The 16631-nt window shown below is 74.2% G+C and carries 22 protein-coding genes; 10 read left to right on the plus strand and 12 right to left on the minus strand.

Translation table 11 applies throughout. The annotated features are described in order from the left end of the window. Nucleotides 1-152: 152 nt before the first annotated feature. Complete coding sequence (locus PV410_RS40495; protein ID WP_026251155.1) at nt 153-863, minus strand: GOLPH3/VPS74 family protein; 711 nt, start codon at nt 861-863, stop codon at nt 153-155. Between the two features lie 483 nt (nt 864-1346). On the opposite strand from PV410_RS40495, the gene PV410_RS40500 reads away from it, so the two are divergent. Next, nucleotides 1347-3566 (plus strand): D-alanyl-D-alanine carboxypeptidase, encoded by a 2220-nt coding sequence (locus tag PV410_RS40500; protein WP_500331546.1) that lies wholly within the window; start codon nt 1347-1349, stop codon nt 3564-3566. A gap of 59 nt (nt 3567-3625) precedes the next feature. Here the strand turns inward: PV410_RS40500 and PV410_RS40505 are convergent, their stop codons facing one another. Both PV410_RS40505 and PV410_RS40510 read right to left on the minus strand, forming a co-directional pair. After that, nucleotides 3626-3814, minus strand: coding sequence for a hypothetical protein (locus PV410_RS40505; RefSeq protein WP_500331548.1), 189 nt, complete (start codon nt 3812-3814; stop codon nt 3626-3628). 74 nt (nt 3815-3888) lie between these two features. After that, nucleotides 3889-5106 carry a winged helix DNA-binding domain-containing protein gene (locus PV410_RS40510; protein ID WP_500331550.1) on the minus strand — a complete coding sequence of 406 codons (1218 nt, stop codon included), beginning with the start codon at nt 5104-5106 and terminating at the stop codon, nt 3889-3891. Between the two features lie 157 nt (nt 5107-5263). Here PV410_RS40510 and PV410_RS40515 point away from each other — a divergent pair, with 157 nt between their 5' ends. Further along, nucleotides 5264-5689 (plus strand): SsgA family sporulation/cell division regulator, encoded by a 426-nt coding sequence (locus PV410_RS40515; protein WP_499512383.1) that lies wholly within the window; start codon nt 5264-5266, stop codon nt 5687-5689. 52 nt (nt 5690-5741) lie between these two features. Here PV410_RS40515 and PV410_RS40520 read toward each other — a convergent pair whose 3' ends face one another. Both PV410_RS40520 and PV410_RS40525 read right to left on the minus strand, forming a co-directional pair. Further along, nucleotides 5742-8030, minus strand: coding sequence for a heavy metal translocating P-type ATPase (locus PV410_RS40520; protein ID WP_500331552.1), 2289 nt, complete (start codon nt 8028-8030; stop codon nt 5742-5744). Next, nucleotides 8027-8236, minus strand: coding sequence for a heavy-metal-associated domain-containing protein (locus PV410_RS40525; RefSeq protein ID WP_500331554.1), 210 nt, complete (start codon nt 8234-8236; stop codon nt 8027-8029). The genes PV410_RS40520 and PV410_RS40525 overlap by 4 nt, the downstream gene beginning before the upstream one ends. Nucleotides 8237-8519: 283 nt before the next feature. On the opposite strand from PV410_RS40525, the gene PV410_RS40530 reads away from it, so the two are divergent. Then, on the plus strand, nt 8520-8789 hold the full coding sequence (locus PV410_RS40530) for a hypothetical protein (RefSeq protein ID WP_500331555.1): 270 nt from the start codon (nt 8520-8522) through the stop codon (nt 8787-8789). Nucleotides 8790-8866: 77 nt separating this feature from the next. Continuing rightward, complete coding sequence (locus tag PV410_RS40535) at nt 8867-9418, plus strand: hypothetical protein (protein WP_500331557.1); 552 nt, start codon at nt 8867-8869, stop codon at nt 9416-9418. A gap of 61 nt (nt 9419-9479) precedes the next feature. Here PV410_RS40535 and PV410_RS40540 read toward each other — a convergent pair whose 3' ends face one another. Next, the gene (locus PV410_RS40540; RefSeq protein ID WP_500331577.1) at nt 9480-9875 is read right to left on the minus strand and encodes a nuclear transport factor 2 family protein; all 396 of its coding nucleotides are present in this window, start codon (nt 9873-9875) and stop codon (nt 9480-9482) included. Between the two features lie 258 nt (nt 9876-10133). On the opposite strand from PV410_RS40540, the gene PV410_RS40545 reads away from it, so the two are divergent. Both PV410_RS40545 and PV410_RS40550 read left to right on the plus strand, forming a co-directional pair. Beyond that, on the plus strand, nt 10134-11492 hold the full coding sequence (locus PV410_RS40545; RefSeq protein ID WP_500331558.1) for a transaminase: 1359 nt from the start codon (nt 10134-10136) through the stop codon (nt 11490-11492). A gap of 5 nt (nt 11493-11497) precedes the next feature. Further along, nucleotides 11498-11938: an Lrp/AsnC family transcriptional regulator gene (locus PV410_RS40550; protein ID WP_500331560.1), complete on the plus strand. Its 441-nt coding sequence runs from the start codon at nt 11498-11500 to the stop codon at nt 11936-11938. A 13-nt stretch (nt 11939-11951) separates the two neighbouring features. Here the strand turns inward: PV410_RS40550 and PV410_RS40555 are convergent, their stop codons facing one another. Continuing rightward, entirely contained in the window at nt 11952-12173 is a 222-nt protein-coding gene (locus PV410_RS40555; protein ID WP_499512378.1) for a S1 domain-containing protein, read from the minus strand. Nucleotides 12174-12323: 150 nt separating this feature from the next. On the opposite strand from PV410_RS40555, the gene PV410_RS40560 reads away from it, so the two are divergent. From PV410_RS40560 to PV410_RS40570, 3 genes are all read left to right on the plus strand, one after another. Next, nucleotides 12324-12731: a hypothetical protein gene (locus PV410_RS40560; RefSeq protein ID WP_500331562.1), complete on the plus strand. Its 408-nt coding sequence runs from the start codon at nt 12324-12326 to the stop codon at nt 12729-12731. Nucleotides 12732-12793: 62 nt separating this feature from the next. Beyond that, nucleotides 12794-13378 carry an RNA polymerase sigma factor gene (locus tag PV410_RS40565; RefSeq protein ID WP_500331564.1) on the plus strand — a complete coding sequence of 195 codons (585 nt, stop codon included), beginning with the start codon at nt 12794-12796 and terminating at the stop codon, nt 13376-13378. Between the two features lie 11 nt (nt 13379-13389). Beyond that, nucleotides 13390-14124, plus strand: a complete 735-nt coding sequence (locus PV410_RS40570; RefSeq protein ID WP_500331565.1) for a hypothetical protein — start codon at nt 13390-13392, stop codon at nt 14122-14124. Nucleotides 14125-14146: 22 nt separating this feature from the next. On the opposite strand, the gene PV410_RS40575 is transcribed toward PV410_RS40570, so the two are convergent. Then, on the minus strand, nt 14147-14446 hold the full coding sequence (locus PV410_RS40575) for a hypothetical protein (RefSeq protein ID WP_500331567.1): 300 nt from the start codon (nt 14444-14446) through the stop codon (nt 14147-14149). A 6-nt stretch (nt 14447-14452) separates the two neighbouring features. Between PV410_RS40575 and PV410_RS40580 the strand changes: the two genes are divergently transcribed. Next, nucleotides 14453-14575 (plus strand): hypothetical protein, encoded by a 123-nt coding sequence (locus tag PV410_RS40580; RefSeq protein WP_499512371.1) that lies wholly within the window; start codon nt 14453-14455, stop codon nt 14573-14575. A 109-nt stretch (nt 14576-14684) separates the two neighbouring features. On the opposite strand, the gene PV410_RS40585 is transcribed toward PV410_RS40580, so the two are convergent. From PV410_RS40585 to PV410_RS40600, 4 genes are all read right to left on the minus strand, one after another. Continuing rightward, the gene (locus tag PV410_RS40585) at nt 14685-15155 is read right to left on the minus strand and encodes a hypothetical protein (protein WP_500331569.1); all 471 of its coding nucleotides are present in this window, start codon (nt 15153-15155) and stop codon (nt 14685-14687) included. 78 nt (nt 15156-15233) lie between these two features. After that, entirely contained in the window at nt 15234-15368 is a 135-nt protein-coding gene (locus PV410_RS40590) for a hypothetical protein (RefSeq protein ID WP_500331570.1), read from the minus strand. A 228-nt stretch (nt 15369-15596) separates the two neighbouring features. After that, complete coding sequence (locus PV410_RS40595) at nt 15597-15845, minus strand: hypothetical protein (RefSeq protein WP_500331572.1); 249 nt, start codon at nt 15843-15845, stop codon at nt 15597-15599. A 176-nt stretch (nt 15846-16021) separates the two neighbouring features. Continuing rightward, nucleotides 16022-16318, minus strand: coding sequence for a GYD domain-containing protein (locus PV410_RS40600; RefSeq protein WP_500331574.1), 297 nt, complete (start codon nt 16316-16318; stop codon nt 16022-16024). Nucleotides 16319-16631: the final 313 nt, after the last annotated feature.

Raw genomic sequence — 16631 nt, forward strand, 5'->3', positions numbered from 1 at the left:
GAATTGGTCATATGCTGCGCTCGTCGAAAGAGCGGACAAACGGCAACGCGCGGGGCGGCGGCCGGCCGGTGCCGGTCGCCGCCCCGCGCGCGGCGGTTGCGATGGGATCGCGGTCGTCACGGTGTCCGGGCCCTGCCGCCGGACACCCCGGGTCAGCGGACGCCGGCGCGGACCATGCCGTGGCCCGTCGCCCTGGCCGCCGCCGGACGCCCCTGGGCGGGGGCGCGCTTCGGCTGCGCGGCGGCACCGTTCTGCACGTCCATCACGGCGTGCGCGACGAGGCCGCCCATGGGGTCGTACCTGATCAGGTCACGGAGCCGCGATCGGGACGACCGGCCTTCGTTGCCCGGGTACAGGTGCTTGCCGAGCCCCACGGCATGGGCGATCGCGGCGAGCGCGGCGGTCCGCGGGTCCGGTGGCACCCCGGTGCGGATCGCACTGTCCAGCCGGGCCCTGATCTCCCGGCTGACCTCGCTGTCGGTCGCCTGATAGCGCGTGGTCGGCAGCACCCCGCACATCTGCCCCGGCACGGCGTGCACCATGCCGCACCGTTCCAGATGCGTGAGATACGTCTGGCGCAGCCCCAGGCGGGGCCCGCCGATCCAGTGGACGGCGCGCACGGGGCTGCCACGACGGCGCAGCAGTTCGAGCGCGGAGTCCAGGGTCGGATCTCCTGTCGGCCGTGGGTGCACCACGGCGATACGATCCCCGTCAGGGGCTATCCGTCCTGCGAGGGCCAGCTCCACTAGCTGTGCCCCGGCAAGACCGAGGTCGAGCGACTGCGGCTGCGCCGTGGTACCCGTGGCCGGGTCCAAGGCGAGAAGCAGTAGCTCCTCCGGAAGTGTTCTGCGGCTCCTGCCCATCCATGCCTCCCCGCGTGGATGAATGACAGGGTGACGCCTCTCACACCGGCCTGTCGAGAGCGCCTTGCCCGTTCGTGCGGGAACCGACTCATATGTCGTTCTCGTCTAGCACCGAGGGCGGCGGTGGCTCGCGGGGGGCCGTCGGCGTCCCACGGCGGGTCCCACGGCGGCTTCACAGCAGGGGCCTGGAAACTGGTGTAAGGGTGAGCGGGGCGCCGCGGCGGCGCACCGCACGAGTGTGGAGGAGGTCCGGTGGCGGGCGAGTCCCCCGGCAGGGCGGAGCAGCAGGAGTTGTCGGGGGAGGCGACCGGAGGCGGGGCGGTGGATCCGAGGCTGTCGGTCTTCCGCGGGGTCGTGGGAGCGCCCCGGGGCGCATCGGAACCGGCCACCGGAGACCCGGAGTTCGCGCCGGAGCCGCCCGAAGCGGAGGGCGTGCCGGAGCCGGATCGGAGTGCTTCCGCTACGCCGGATGACGGAGCGGACGTGGACGGCGAGCCGCAGGACGCTACGCCGGACGCGGAGGACGCCCCTCCGGCCGACGGCGCGGGGGACGATGCGGAATCCCGTACCGACGACGCAGTCGCCGAGGAGGCGGGCGCGGAGGAATCCGGGACGGACGGAGGCGAGGACGCGGCCGGGGACGAGGGCGGGGACGAGGCGGAGGCCGAAGCCGGCACCGAGGACGGCCCCGAGGGCCGGACCGAGGAGGACCGCACCGAGGACGCGGCCGCCGAGGACGGCGCCGCGGAACCCACCGCCGGCGGGACGCCCGTGGAGGAGCCCGCGGACGCGGTGGACGCGGAGGACACCGAGGCGCCCGAGGAGCCCGAGGAGTCCGCGGACTCCGGGGCCGAGCCGGAGGAACCTTCCGCCGCCGGGGAGACCGGGGCCGGCGAGGAGCCTTCCGCGGGGACGGACGAGCGGGCCGGGGCGGACGCCGAAGCGGAGCCCGGGGACGACGACGCCGGCGACGCGGGCGAGGAGACCCCGGACGACTCAACGCAGGACGCTCCCGGGGAGTCCCGCGACGCCACCCCCTCGGACGACCACGAGGGCGACGACGAGGACGACGACGCTGAGGGCCCCTCACAGGGCCCCGGAGACGTCAAGGGCGGACCCGGGGCGCGCGAGGCGTCCGGGGGCGGACACGACGGCCCCAGGGCCGGGGAGGGCACGCTCACGCTGCGCGCGCCCCGCACCGAGGGCGGCGGCACGCCGGTCAGGGACGGCACCCTGACGCTGCGCGCGCCCTCCGCGTCCGCGCCCGTCAAGGCGCCTTCCCGGCCGAGCGGAACGTTTGTCCCGCTGCGGACCGACGACCGCCCGGCCGTGGTCCCGCAGGCCCCGGCGCCCGTGGAGACCCCGCGGACCACGGAGCCCGGCGGCGGTTCGCGGACGAAGCAGATGCCGCTGCCCCCCGACCCCGACGAGCCGCTGCGGCTGCTGGCGGAACTGACGAACACGCCGCCGCCGCCGCAGACGCCGCTGCGCACGACCGTGCGGCGGATCAAGATCTGGACCCCGCTGGTCCTGCTGCTGATCGTGGCCTTCTGCGTGGCGCAGGCGCTGCGCCCGCTGCCCGAGCCGGAGCTGGACCTGACCGCCGAGACCTCGTACACCTTCAAGGGCGACGAACTCGCGCTCCCGTGGCCCAGCGAGGGCCAGGCCGTCGTCGAGGCCGAGGGACTGGGCCGCATGGGCGAGTTCGGCGAGCAGGTGCCGACGCCGATCGCGAGCGTCGCCAAGGTGATGACGACCTACGTCATCCTGCGCGACCACCCGATCAAGAAGGGCGGCAAGGGCGAGGCCGTCGAGGTCGACCAGAAGGCCGAGGACCAGTACCACAGCGGCGTGCAGGAGTCGGAGTCCGTCGTCCCCGTCACCGCCGGGCAGAAGCTCAGCGAGTACGAGGCGCTGGAGGCCGTCATGCTGCCCTCCGCCAACAACATCGCGCGACTGCTGGCCCGTTGGGACGCGGGATCGGAGGAGGCGTTCGTGAAGAAGATGAACGCCGCCGCCAAGGAACTCGGGATGGACGACACGACCTACACCGACCCGAGCGGGCTGGAGGCGACCACCGTCAGCACCGCGAGCGACCAGGTCAAACTGGGGCACGCGGCGATGAAGGACGAGGTCTTCGCGGAGATCGCCACCAAGATCCAGTACACGGACATCAACGGCGACGACCAGAAGAACTACAACCAGCTGGCCGGCTACCACGACATCGTCGGCATCAAGACCGGCACCAGCACCAAGGCCGGCGGCAACCTGCTCTTCGCCGCCTACCGCACGATCGGCGGCACCAAGCAGCTGATCGTCGGCGCGATGCTCGACCAGCAGAAGGCGCCGATCATCGACACGGTCCTCAGCCGCAGCCGCACCCTGATCGACGGCACGCGGGACGCGCTCGCCTCGGCCACGATCATCAAGAAGGGCGACGTCGTCGGCTACGTCGACGACGGCCTCGGCGGCCGCACCCCGGTGGTGGCCGGGAAGGACGTCACCGCGATCGGCTGGACGGGCCTCAAGGTCGACATCTCGGTGGAGACCGGCAAGGGGGGTCTGCCGCACTCGGCGCAGGCAGGTGACCAGGTCGGTGAGCTCGTCGTCGGCAAGGGCGACAGCATGATCCGGGTCCCGGTCGTGCTGGAGTCGGCCCTCGTCGAGCCCTCCTTCGGCTCGAAGCTGACCCGGGTCGCCTGACCCGGGTCGGCCCCCGCCCGCGGTGCGCGGGCGATCGGATGGACGGGCCGGCCGGACCGCTACACGTGATCCAGCCGGCCCGCCTTCGCCTCCTCGACCAGCGAGCGGAACTGCTCGGCGCTCATCCGCACCCGCTGCCCGAAGTCGTCGGTCAGCACGACCCGCTGGTCAGCCGGCGCCGTCGCGTCCACGTACAGCGTGGGACAGCCGCAGTCGCAGTTGCCGCAGAACACGGCCACCTGTTCCATCGGTCCACCTCCGCCCGGTCCGCGCCCGGCCGGTCACCGGGCGTCATGGGCGGCATACCCGGGGTGACGGTGTTTCAGGCCGGTGAAGCCGTCGAGGCCGCCGGGGACACCGAAGCCGCCCGGGCCGACAACTCGCGCTCCAGCGGGGTGCGGAAGCGGGGCGTGACGCGGACGGCGTCCAGCCACCCCCGCAGTCGCGCGGCCTCTTCCTCGATCGCGGCGACGGCCTCGCGGCCCGGGTCGCCGAAGAGCCGGTGGACGACCTCGCCGTCGGCGCGCTGCGCCCAGCCGCCGACGACCTGGCCGTTCCACCACACGGTTGGGCCGATGTTGCCCGAGCGGTCGAAGAGCGCCGCCCGTTCCCGTTCGTCCTGCGGCAGGTACCAGTCGCGCCGCTGCCAGCCCATCGGCGTCGGGTCCAGTGCGGGCAGCAGCGCCGCCCACGATGGTGCCGGCGGGACCGGGTCGCCGTCGCCCGGCAGCACGTGGCCGGTCTCCCCGTCGAGCAGGACCTCTTCGGTGCCGAGCGCCGCCAGGGCCTTGCGGACCTCGGTCAGCGTCCAGCCCGTCCACCACTTCAGGTCGGCCTCCGTGCCCGGGCCGTACGCCGCCAGCCAGCGGCGCACCAGCTCGACGCGCGCCTCCGCGGTGGGCGGCGTCCGGATCACCGTGCCCGGCGCCCACCGGTACTGACTGCTCGTCCAGCCGCCCACCGGCCGTCTGCGGACGATCCGGCCCTCCGCCGCCAGCACCCGCAGGACGCGTGTCGACACCGCCTGGGTGGCCTCGTACGGCTTGCCGCGTGCCACCACGACCTGTTCGCGCAGCCGGGGCACGTCGGAGGCGAGCTGCGCGGCCGTCGCCTCGCCGCGTCCGGTCAGGGCGGCGAGCACGGACTCCTCCAGCTCCGCCAGCCACCGCTCGTCCCAGCCGCCGCCGTCGGCCAGGTGCTTGAGCAGTTTCCGCCGCTCCTGCGCGGCGATCGCCAGGGCCGCCGCGGAGAGCACCACCGGCGCCGAGGCGGTGGTGACCACGAACATCGTCCGCCGCATCGCGAGCAGCCGGGTCAGGCTCCGGTCCTCGTACAGGGCCCGGTCCAGGGCCGCGGCGCCGGGCTCGTGCATCCTGGCGGCGGCCGACACGTAGACCGTCGCCGGGTCCGTGCCGTGCAGCGCCACCAGCGACTCGGTGACTTCTTCGGGGGTCGCGGCCCGCCGTTCCGGCGTCAGCCGGTGCCGTACCGCCATGCGCCGCCGCCGCTCCTGCGCCCCCACCGTCCGTCGTGCGTCCATGGCTCATCGTGGCACGGCCCACCGACAGCGACTCCGGACGCCTGTGACGTACATCACGCAATCGGAGCCGGAAGTCGCCTAAGGACAGCGGCCGTCGGCGCTCTCCCGGTGGACCGGAACGCATCCGGAGCGCACCGCCCGCCTGCCGAGGAAGGCCATGCTGACCGACATCGACCACATCGTCAGGGCCCGTCTGCGCACCCCGCGCTCGGGGCCCCGGGGCCGGGAGATCACCGCGACCCTGCGCTACCGCCGCGACGACCCGCTCGCCGCCCGGATCACCTTCCCCGCGGAGGTCTCCCTCGACGGCGCCGAGGTGACCTGGGTCTTCGCCCGCGGGCTGCTCACCACGGGCCTGTACGAGCCCGCCGGGGAGGGCGACGTGCACATCCGGCCGAACGGGCCGGAGCACACCGCGATCGAGTTCCGCACCGACGAGGGCACCGCACTCGTGGAGGTGCGCACCTCCGGTCTGCGGAGCTTCCTGGCCCGGGTGTACGAGGCCGTGCCGCCCGGGCAGGAACTGCGCCACCTGGACATGGACGCGGTCATCGCCGCCTTGCTGGACACCGACGGCGAGTGACCGCCCCACGGCCGGTGGCCGCCCCCCACGGCCCCGGGGGCGGCCGTGGGGGTCAGCGCGCGAGCGGACGGAACCCGCGCAGGCGAAGCGAGTTGCCGACCACGAAGACCGAGGAGAAGGCCATCGCGGCGCCCGCGATCATCGGGTTGAGCAGCCCGGCGGCGGCGAGCGGCAGGGCCGCCACGTTGTAGCCGAAGGCCCAGAAGAGGTTGCCCCTGATCGTGCCCAGGGTGCGCCGGGACAGCCGGATGGCGTCGGCGGCCACCCGCAGGTCGCCCCGGACCAGGGTCAGGTCGCTCGCCTCGATGGCGGCGTCCGTGCCGGTGCCCATGGCGAGCCCGAGGTCGGCGCGGGCCAGCGCGGCAGCGTCGTTGATCCCGTCGCCGACCATGGCGACGGACCTGCCCTCCCGCTGGAGCCGGGCCACGACGGCGACCTTGTCCTCCGGCATGACGTCCGCGATCACATCGGCGGCGTCGATGCCGACCTCGGCGGCGACGGCCCGGGCCACCGCCTCGTTGTCGCCGGTGAGCAGCACCGGGGTGAGGCCCAGTCCGCGCAGCATGCGGACGGCGTCGGCGCTGGTCGGCTTCACGGCGTCGGCGACGACGAGCACGGCACGGGCCCGGCCGCCCCAGGCGGCCGTGACCACCGTGCTGCCCCGGGCCTCGGCCTCGGCCTTCGCGCGGGCGAGCCCCGCCGGGAGCGGCTCGGGCAGTTCCTGGCGGCCCACCGTGACCTCGTGGCCGTCGACGGTGCCCTGGACGCCGAGTCCGGGCAGCGCGCGGAAGCCCGTGACGCCGGGCAGCGGGCCGGTGCGCTCCTCGGCCGCCCGGGCGACCGCGCGGGCGATGGGATGCTCGGCGGCGTGCTCCAGGGCGCCGGCCAGGCGCAGCACCTCGTCCTCCCGCTCGCCCTCGGCCAGGTGGACGGCGGTCAGGGTCATGGCGCCGGTGGTGACCGTGCCGGTCTTGTCCAGCACGATGGTGTCGACCCGCCGGGTGGTCTCCAGGACCTCGGGTCCCTTGATGAGGATGCCGAGCTGCGCGCCCCGTCCGGTGCCGACCATCAGCGCCGTGGGCGTGGCCAGTCCGAGCGCGCACGGGCAGGCGATGATCAGCACGGCGACGGCCGCGGTGAAGGCGGCGGTGGGGCCCGAGCCGTTGCCGAGCCAGAAGCCGAGGGTCGCGAGCGCGAGCCCGATGACGACGGGGACGAACACCGCGGAGATCCGGTCGGCGAGGCGCTGCGCCGCCGCCTTGCCGTTCTGGGCGTCCTCCACCAGGCGGGCCATCCGGGCCAGTTGGGTGTCGGCGCCGACCCGGGTGGCCTCCACGACCAGCCGGCCGCCGGCGTTCACCGTGGCTCCGGTGACGGCCCGGCCCGGCCCCACCTCGACCGGTACGGACTCGCCGGTGAGCATCGAGGCGTCGACCGCCGAGGTGCCCTCCCGTACGAGGCCGTCGGTGGCCACCTTCTCGCCCGGCCGCACCACGAACAGGTCGCCTACGGCCAGTTCGGCCGTGGGGACGCGCACCTCGCGCCCGCCGCGCAGCACGCCGACGTCCTTGGCGCCCAGTTCCATCAGGGCGCGCAGCGCGGCGCCCGCCCGGCGCTTGGAACGGGCCTCGAAGTAGCGCCCGGCCAGGATGAAGGCGGTGACGCCGGAGGCGACCTCCAGGTACAGGTTGGCGGAGCCGTGCCCCTGGGCGACGGTCAGCTCGAAGGGGTGCGTCAGGCCCGGCACGCCCGCGTCGCCGAAGAAGAGCGCCCAGACCGACCAGCCGAAGGAGGCCAGCGTGCCCATGGAGATCAGCGTGTCCATGGTGGTGGCGCCGTGCCGCAGGTTTGTCCACGCCGCACGGTGGAAGGGCCATGCCGCGTACGCCACGACCGGCGCGGCCAGGGTCAGCGACAGCCACTGCCAGTTGCGGAACTGCAGGGCCGGGACCATGGCCATCGCGATGACGGGCACGGCGAGCACGACGGCGGTCAGCAGCCGCTGCCGCAGCGCCGTGAGCTCGCCCGGCGCGGACTCCGGTTCCTCCCGCGACGCGTCGGTGACCGGCGGGGCGGGGAGCGCGGCGGTGTAACCGGTGGACTCGACGATGGCGATCACGTCGCCGACGCCGATCCCGTCCCCGAACGCCACCTTGGCCTTCTCGGTGGCGTAGTTGACGGTGGCCGTGACGCCGTCCACCCGGTTGAGCTTCTTCTCGATCCGGGCCGCGCACGAGGCGCAGGTCATCCCGCCGATCGCGAGTTCGAGCTCGGTGACGCCCGCAGGGGCGGCCTGCGCGGCGATCCGCGGGGTGACCTGCTGCTGATCCGGGACGGTCATGCCCGGCCGACCAGTTCGTAGCCCGCCTCGTCCACGGCGGCGCGGACGGCCTCCTCGTCCAGGGGGGCGTCGGAGTCGATGGTGAGCAGGCCGGTCTTGGCGTCCACCGTGATGCCGATCACACCGGGGAGGGTCGAGACCTCCTTGCTGACCGCGGACTCGCAGTGACCGCAGCTCATCCCGGAGACGCTGTAGCTGACAGACATGGGTTCTCCTCGTGCGTTCTGTGCGTGTTCCGGTGAACGGCGTCGGGCACCGTGCCGTCCACCCACCACCAAATTATACCCCCTAGGGGTATCGGGGAAGGGGAGGGTGGGGGAGCGGGGGGTGGTGTGGCGCGGGGTCCCGCGTGCCCGCGGGCGCACGCCACGATGCCGTCCATGACAACTCAGCCCGCGCCGCTGCGCCTTGACCCGCTCGGCCGCGACCAGCACGGGGAGAACGCCGCCCTGCGCGCCCTCGGCCCGGTCGCGCGCGTCGAGCTCCCCGGTGCTGTCCCCGCCTGGGCGGTCACGCGCCACGACCTGCTGCAGAAAACTGCCGGCGGATCCGCGCACGGCCAAGGACCCCCGCCACTGGCGCGCCCTCGCCGAGGGCGAGGTCCCCGAGGGCTGGCCGCTGATCACCTTCGTCACCATGCCGGGCATGATGACCTCCGGCGGCCCCGACCACCGGCGGTTGCGGGGCCTGGTCGCCCAGGCCTTCACTCCGCGCCGGGTCGCCGCGCTGCGGCCGCGCGTCGAGGCGCTCGCCGCGTAACTGCTCGACGGCCTCGCCGCCGCCCTCGCCGGGGCGGGCCCGCGGACCTGCGCGCCCACTTCGCCTACCCGCTGCCGATGCGGGTCGTCTGCGAACTGCTCGGGCTGCCCCGGGAGCGGCACGACGAGTGCCACCGGCTCTCTCGTTCACTGGTGAGCAGCGCCACCGGGCCGCAGGACGTCGTCGCCGACCAGCGTGCGCTGTACGTACGGGCGCTACTCGACCACCCCGGGCAGCTGGACCTCGTCCGGCCGGGCCGGGCGAGCTGGAGCGCGGTCGCCGAGGAGACCCTGCGCCGGGACTCGCCCGTGGGCCAGTTCCCGCTGCGCTCCGCGGTCGCAGACATCCCGGTCGGGGACACCGTCATCCCCCGGGGTGACGCCTTCCTCGCCTCCTGCGCCGCATCCGGACGCGCGATCCGGAGCGGCACGGCCCCGACGCCGACCGCTTCGACGTCACCCGCCCCGCCGGCCGCCACCTCACCTTCGGGTATTGGCCGCACCACTGCCTGGGCGCCGCGCCGGCCCGCCTGGAGGCGGAGATCGCGCTGCCCGCGCTGTTCGCACGCTTCCCGGCCCTGCGGGCGGCCGTCGCGCGCGGAGAGCCGGAGCCGTTGCGGTCGATGGTGAGCAACAGCGTGCAGGTCTTCCCCGTCACCGCGGGGGACCGGGCCCCGGGGCGCCTGCCCGCTCAGGACCAGAAGCGGTTGGCGGCGTCGAGGTCGCCCACGCACTCGTCCAGGTCCGTGATCCGGTCGCCGACGATGCGGAACACGATGCCGCCCGGCTGGTCGAGGTAGCCGCCCCCGCGCTCGGCCGTGAGGTGGTGGAGGGACATCGCGTGGCCCCGGCCGTCAACGAGCACCTGCCGCAACTGGACCCGCATGCTGCCGTCGGTCTCCTCGGCGAGCCTGCGGTAGTAGCCGATGATCTCGTCCCGGCCCTTGTAGTGACCGGCGAGCGGATGGTCGCCGGGGGAGTGGTGGGCCGCGTCCCCGGCCAGCAGTCCGGCCAGTGCGTCCATGTCGCCCCGGGTGAGCGCCGCGTACACCTTGTGGACCAGCATGGCGTGCGGGTGTCCCGCCATGGCCATCGCCGCCTTTCCCTGCCGTCCGTCCACCGACCGACACCAGCCACCCTGGCACCGGTCCCCGGCGGGCGCACCCGCTACGGCCGTGACGGATCTCCGGCCGGGCCGCCGGCTCCGCCCGGCAGGTGCGTGTGGCCCTCGCGCTGACCGTCGGATGGAGATTCGATAGCTCGCACGATCGAATCTGGCGCCGGGGGATGGATTGGCAATGGAATCACGCGTATGGTCGGAGCCGTCCGTCGCCGAGGAGGCCCCATGTCCGTCGACCGCACCCGCCTGAAGGAACTGCTCGTCCGGGAGACCGCCGAGGCCGCCGCCCGCAACCCGAAGTCACGGGCCGCGTACGAGGCGGCCGGCCACCTCTTCGGCCGGGTGCCGATGACCTGGATGAACAAGAACGCGGGAGCCTTCCCCCGGTACCTCGCCGGTGCCCGCGGCGCCCGTGTGACCGACATCGACGGCCACGAGTACGTCGACTTCTGCCTCGGCGACACCGGCGCCATGGCCGGGCACTCCCCGGAGCCCGTCGCCACCGCGATCGAGCGCCGCTACCGCGAGCAGGGCGGCGCCACGGCGATGCTCCCCACCGAGGACGCCGAGTGGGTCGGCGCCGAACTGGCCCGCCGCTTCGGGCTGCCCCGCTGGTCGTACTCGCTGACGGCCACGGACGCCAACCGCTGGGCGATCCGGCTCGCCCGGGCCGTCACCGGACGGCAGAAGATCCTCTTCAACAGCTACTGCTACCACGGCAGCGTCGACGAGTCCCTGATCGTCACCGGCCCCGGCGGGCGCGGCGGGGCGAGCCGCCCCGGCAACGTCGGAGCGCCCTGCGACGTCACGCTGACCAGCCGTGTCGCGGAGTTCAACGACCTGGAGGGCCTGGAACGGGAGCTCGCCCACGGGGACGTGGCCGCCGTCCTGATGGAGCCCGCCCTCACCAACATCGGGATCGTGCTGCCCGAGCCCGGCTACCTGGCGGGCGTCCGCGAGATCACCCGCCGGCACGGCGTCCTGCTGATCAACGACGAGACCCACACCTTCTCCGCGGGGCCGGGCGGCGCCACCGCCGCCTGGAACCTCGACCCCGACATCCTCACCATCGGCAAGGCCATCGCCGGCGGCGTACCGGCCGGTGCCTACGGCCTCTCCGCCGACCTCGCCGACCGCCTGCTGTCCCGCGGCGACCTCGACCTGGTCGACATGGGCGGCGTCGGCGGCACCCTCGCGGGCAACGCCCTGTCCGTCGCCGCCATGCGTGCCACCCTCGAACACGTCCTCACCGACGAGGCGTTCACCGGCATGTCCGCCCTCGCCGCCCGCTTCGAGCGGGGCGTCGCCGACGCCGTCGCCGCGCACGGCCTGCCCTGGTCCGTCAGCCGCCTCGGCGCCCGTACGGAATACCGCTTCGCCGCACCGGCGCCGCGCGACGGCACCGAGTCGGCGGCCGTCTCCGACCCCGAGCTGGAGGACTTCCTGCACCTGTGGCTGGCCAACCGCGGCATCCTCATGACGCCGTTCCACAACATGGCCCTGATGTGCCCGGCCACCACCGAGGCCGACGTCGACACCCACACCGCCCTCTTCGCCGGTGCGCTGGCCGAACTGGCAGGCTGAGCCCCGTGGACGACATCGACCGCGCCATCCTCCGTGAACTCCAGACCGACGGCCGCATCCCCTACGCGGACCTCGGCCCGAAGGTCGGGCTCTCCCCGTCCGCCGCCCGCCAGCGACTGCAGCGGCTCATCGACGGCAAGGTCGTGCAGGTCGTGGGCGTCACCGACCCCATGGCCATGGGCGGGCAGGCGATGGCGCTCCTCGGCGTCCGCGTGGACGGCGACCCGCGCGCGGTCGCGGACACGCTCGCCGCCCGGGACGAGGTCGTCTACGCGGTCCTCACCGCCGGGCCCTACGCCCTCTTCGCCGAGGTCGTCTGCCCGGGGCCGTCCGACCTGCTGGACTTCGTCAACGACGTCGTCAGGGCCGTCGAAGGGGTCGCGGGGGTGGACACCTTCCCGTACTTCGGCATCCACACCCACCGCTTCCTGTGGGACGTGGGCTGACCCGCGGGTCCGCTCAGCCCTTCGGGACGACCCGCAGGGCGCGGTAGTCGTACCCGTCCTGCGCGAATCCGGGCGCCTCCCACTCCAGGGCCACCGACTGGCCGGCGGACAGGGTGCGGAAGCCGTTCATCTCGATGTCGCTGTAGTGGGCGAAGCACCCCCCGGGCGTCTCGGGGCAGTCCAGCACGCCCCAGCCCTCTTCCTCGTACCACTCGCGTACGGTCGCGTTCGCCATGCCCGCAGCCTAAGCGCGTCCGCGCCACGGGGCCCCGTCGCCTCCGCCGCCCGGTGTAACGCTTTCGCGGCGCGCCGCGCCCCACTCAGTAGCCACACGCGTCACACGCGGACGGGGACGACGGAGCGAAGGGGCACGATGAAGCAGGACGTGAGCAATCCACCGGCGACGGTTCTGGGTCCTCGTCTCGCCGCGGATGTCGTGTCCATGGCCAGGGAGGGCTCCCGCGTCAGGCTCGACTACTCCCCGGCCAGCCTCGGCCTGGTCGACCGCGTCATCGAGGCGATCCGCGGCGAGCAGCCGCCCCTCCAGGCCGTCACCCCCACGCTCCGCGGCTTCGGCGCCTACACGGGCGAGGTGCTGGTCCGCACGGCCGGAGCGACCTGGGTGGACTTCGACGAGGAGCAGCGGGGTACATTCGGCCAGCCGTTCGGTATCCGGACGCCCGACGGAAGGGTGTGGAATCCGCTGGGCAAGGCCGTCAAGCGCTACGAGAACGGGCCGGTGGACAGCCTGCGCCTCTTCTGCCTCTCCGTGGCGGGCCGGGCCGAGGGGTGACGCCCGCCGCGCCGCGGCGCGGCAGACGGCGGCACGGGGCCGACGAGCACAAAGAGGACGCAGTGGGGAAGGCGGAGGTCCGCCGGCGCGGCCGGATGGGCGAGGAGGAACTGGGCGACGCGGTCCGGCGGGCCCGCGCCGGCGACGAGACGGCGTTCGGCGCCCTCTACCGGGAGGTCCATCCGATGCTCCTGGGCTACCTGCACGGCCTGGTCGGCGACGACGCCGAGGACGTGGCCTCCGAGACCTGGCACGACGTCGTACGGGACCTGCGCGGCTTCCGCGGCGGCGGCCAGGCCTTCCGGGGCTGGGCCGCCACCATTGCCCGGCACCGGGCCCTGGACCACCTCCGCCGGGCCAGGGCCCGGCCGCGCACCGCGCCCCTGGAGGAACGCACGGCCGAGCCCTCGACCCTCGAGGACGCCGGAGGCACCGCCCTGGAGAACCTGTCCACGCGGCGCGCGCTCGAACTGATCGCGGCCCTGCCGCAGGACCAGGCCGAGGCCGTGCTGCTGCGGGTCGTGGTCGGGCTCAACGCCCCCGCCGCGGCCAAGGTCCTCGGCAAACGCCCGGGAGCGGTGCGGACGGCCGCCCACCGGGGCCTGAAACGCCTCGCGGAGCGCCTCGACGGCGCCATGGAGAAGTGACGGACTGACGGATGAGGAACAGCCGAGCACACGACGACCGGATGGACGCGGCCCTGGCCGAGCGCCTCCTCGACGCGGACCGCAGCGCGGCCGGCGACGGCCCGGCGGACGCCCTCGCACGCCTGCTCACGGCCGCCGCGGCACCGCTGCCGGGCGACCCCGAACGTGAGCGCGCCGCGCTGGCGGCCTTCCGGGAGGCCCGGTCCGCCACGAGCGGCGGCCACGGCCGGAGGCGGGCCCGCCGCGACCGGTCCGCCCGGCGCACCAGGGCGGCGCTCGGCGGACTCGCCGCGGCCTTCGCCCTCGGCGGAGTGGCCGTGGCCGCGCAGACCGTCTCGCTCCCCGGCCCCTTCCACCCGGGCACGGCCGGACCCCGGCCGGTGTCGCCCGCGCCGTCCTCCGCTCCCGCGGGCCCGGGCGGCGGCACGCGCACCGCGTCCCCGCACGGCACCACCGTCACGCCCACGGCCCCGCTCACGACCCCACCCGTCCCGTCACGCGGCCCGCACGCCTCGGTGCCCCCGCTCGCCGCGCCCACGGACGCCGGGCTGAAGGGGCTGTGCCGGACATACGCCAAGGCGGCGGAGCACCACAAGAGCGTCAACGCCTCGACCCTGGCCCGGCTGGAACGCGCGGCCGGCGACGCCGCCGCCGTGCCCGCCTACTGCGCCCGGCTCACCGGCGCTCCCGAGGTCACGGCTCCGCCGGTCCGCCCTCAGACCCCGGAGGGGAGCCTCCGCCGCTGACCGTGCAGGGCCCGACGGGCCCTCAGCCCCACACCGAGCGGACGCCGTTGACCAGGTTGACGACCGTCCCCAGCACCAGGAACCAGCCGAAGCAGAGGTAGACCCGCCCCACGGTCCGGTCGCCCCGCACCGGCGAGGACACCGGACCGGGCGCCGGAGCGGATTCCACGCGCACCGGCTCGTCGGGGGCGAGCAGGCCCCGCGCCGCGCGGCGCCACACGCGGCCCGCCCGTATGAGCACGATCGCCACGAGGCAGCAGAACGCAGCCGTCTGGAAGTAGGTGCCAGGTGATGCCAATTGCGCCGAGGCGTAGCTCTGCATGAACGCGTGACCTTCCAGGATTCCGGACGCGCCGGACCGCACACCGGCCTGCCCGTACCGACGGGCGAGGCGGTCGAGGACGGCCCGGCCGGCGATCTCGGCGGAGAGCCGTACGCGGCCATCTTGTGATGATCCGGAACGCAGGTCAACACCCTCCGGCCGCCCGAAGAAAGGCGGACCGCACGGCGGAGCGGAAAGCGAGGAATCGCCCTATCCGCACACCCCCTCCAGGAATCGGTCAGAGGCAGGCGACGCAGTACAGGGTGTGGCCCGCCGCCCGCGCCCGCCGGGCCAGTCCGACGAACAGCCGCGCGCACTCCTCGGCCTCCTGACGGTCCCCGAAGCGGACCTCCTCGATACCCTCCCAGCGCTCGGCGATCCCCGGCAGGGCCTCGTCGCCGACGGCCGCGAGCGTGTCCCGCCAGTCCTCCGGTATCTCCTCGATCAGCAGCCCCGGCTCCGCGTGCCACTGCGCCGGATCGGGCCACGCCGGCTCGGGTCCTTCGTCCGCGGCCTCGAAACCGGTTCCCCGCGCGTAGGCGATCAGTTGCCCGAGCACGACGACCGGATCCAGGCTCTTCATCTCGAACCAGTCGGCGCCGGCCTCGTCGAGCCGCGACCAGGGATATCCGCGCCGGTCCGGCCCGACCGCCCAGTCGATCGCCGTGCCGCGGTCGGTGGTGTGGAAGTAGCCGTACCGCACGCCCATCGCGCACCCCCCTGCCGAGTCCTTGTGCCACCACGACCAGTGGAGCAGACGCCACTGACAACCGGCCCGGTCAGCCGATCAGACGGTCAGCCCGAACGCCGCCCGCGCCTCGGCCTCGGGGTCGGTCAGCTGCGAACCGGCGTCGGCCATGAGGCGCCGGGCCCCGGCGGCACCCCCGGCGGAGAAATTCGCCCCGGGTCCATGCGGTGGCATTCCCGTCCGGCTCCCACGCGGCGGCGCCCACCCGGGCGGGCGCCGTGTCCGGCGACACCGTCACCACGCCACCCCGAGCCGCCCTCCCCGCCCCTTGCCACCCTCCACACGCAACCCCTCCCGGGGGTTGCGGACTCAGGCCCCCGCGGAAAGGTTCTCGCCCGGCTCCGGCCCCGCGTCTGGCATGTGACCCCGCCGGTCAAGGGAACCGGCCGCACCAAGGGGGTATCAATGGACGTCGAGCAGGTCATGGACTTCCTCGTCGACCACCGGGCCCCCGGCTACGTCTCCGAACAGCTCCCCTCCATGTCGTGGATCATCGACGCGGAGCACATGGCCCGCATCGTCCAGGTGGCGAATCGGTGGCTGCGGTCCGACGACCCATTCCGCGCGGCCGTAGCGATCGGCCTGGATCGCCGACTCCTGGGAGGAGATCGCCGCCCTGGCCGCACCCCTCAAGGAGCGGTTCCCGTCCATGGCCGCCGACGTGGACGCGTGGATGGCGCGGGCAGAACCCTCCTACGAGCGGCTGAGGCGCGGCTCCTTCTTCGAACAGGCCGCCGACGGCTCGTGACCGCGCTCCGCCCGGTCCTCCCGTCGTCGCGGGGGCCCGCCCGAAGTTCGTCCAGGTGCGGTGGCGAGGCCCTCGTTCCTCAGGCGGACGCCTTGGCGATGATGCCCTCGACCTCGTCCCGCCCGAAGGCCCGCAGGGTCGTGCTGCGGATGTTGCCGATCGCGCCGAGCCGCAGCAGCGCCGCGGCGGCGGTCTCGTCGTCGGGCGCCTCGACGAGCGCCACGAGGTCGTAGGGCCCCACGGTCCAGTAGATGTCCACGAGCCGCCCCCCGACGCGCCGCAGGGCGTCGCCGAAGGCGTCGGCCCGGTCGGCCGTGTCGGCGTAGGCGCGGATCCCCTGGTCGGTCCAGCTCAGCAGCGTGATGTAGAGCGGCACGATCTCTCACCTCGACAAAGAGAGGGGCGTCCTCTCACAGCGTATGTGCGCCCCTGTCGGGCCGCATCCGGCGCGGGGGCGGCCGTCGCCCGATCAACGAGGATGCTGTTGCCACCGGCCTCCGCCGTCGCGCGGACGAGCTTTCAGGTCCGCTCCGCCCAGGCGTCGCGCGCGGCCCTTCTGGGTGAGCGCGCCGGTTCCGGTACCCGAGTCGTGGGCCGTGCAACCTTTCGCCTCGCTTCTTGCATCAGGGTGTCGGGCTTCACCTGGAGTGCGGCCTGGAAAGGAGTGCCGTCCATGGCGGAGCGCGGGC

Origin of the sequence: Streptomyces sp. PA03-5A, assembly GCF_033792725.1 — a bacterium.
Classification (GTDB): domain Bacteria; phylum Actinomycetota; class Actinomycetes; order Streptomycetales; family Streptomycetaceae; genus Actinacidiphila.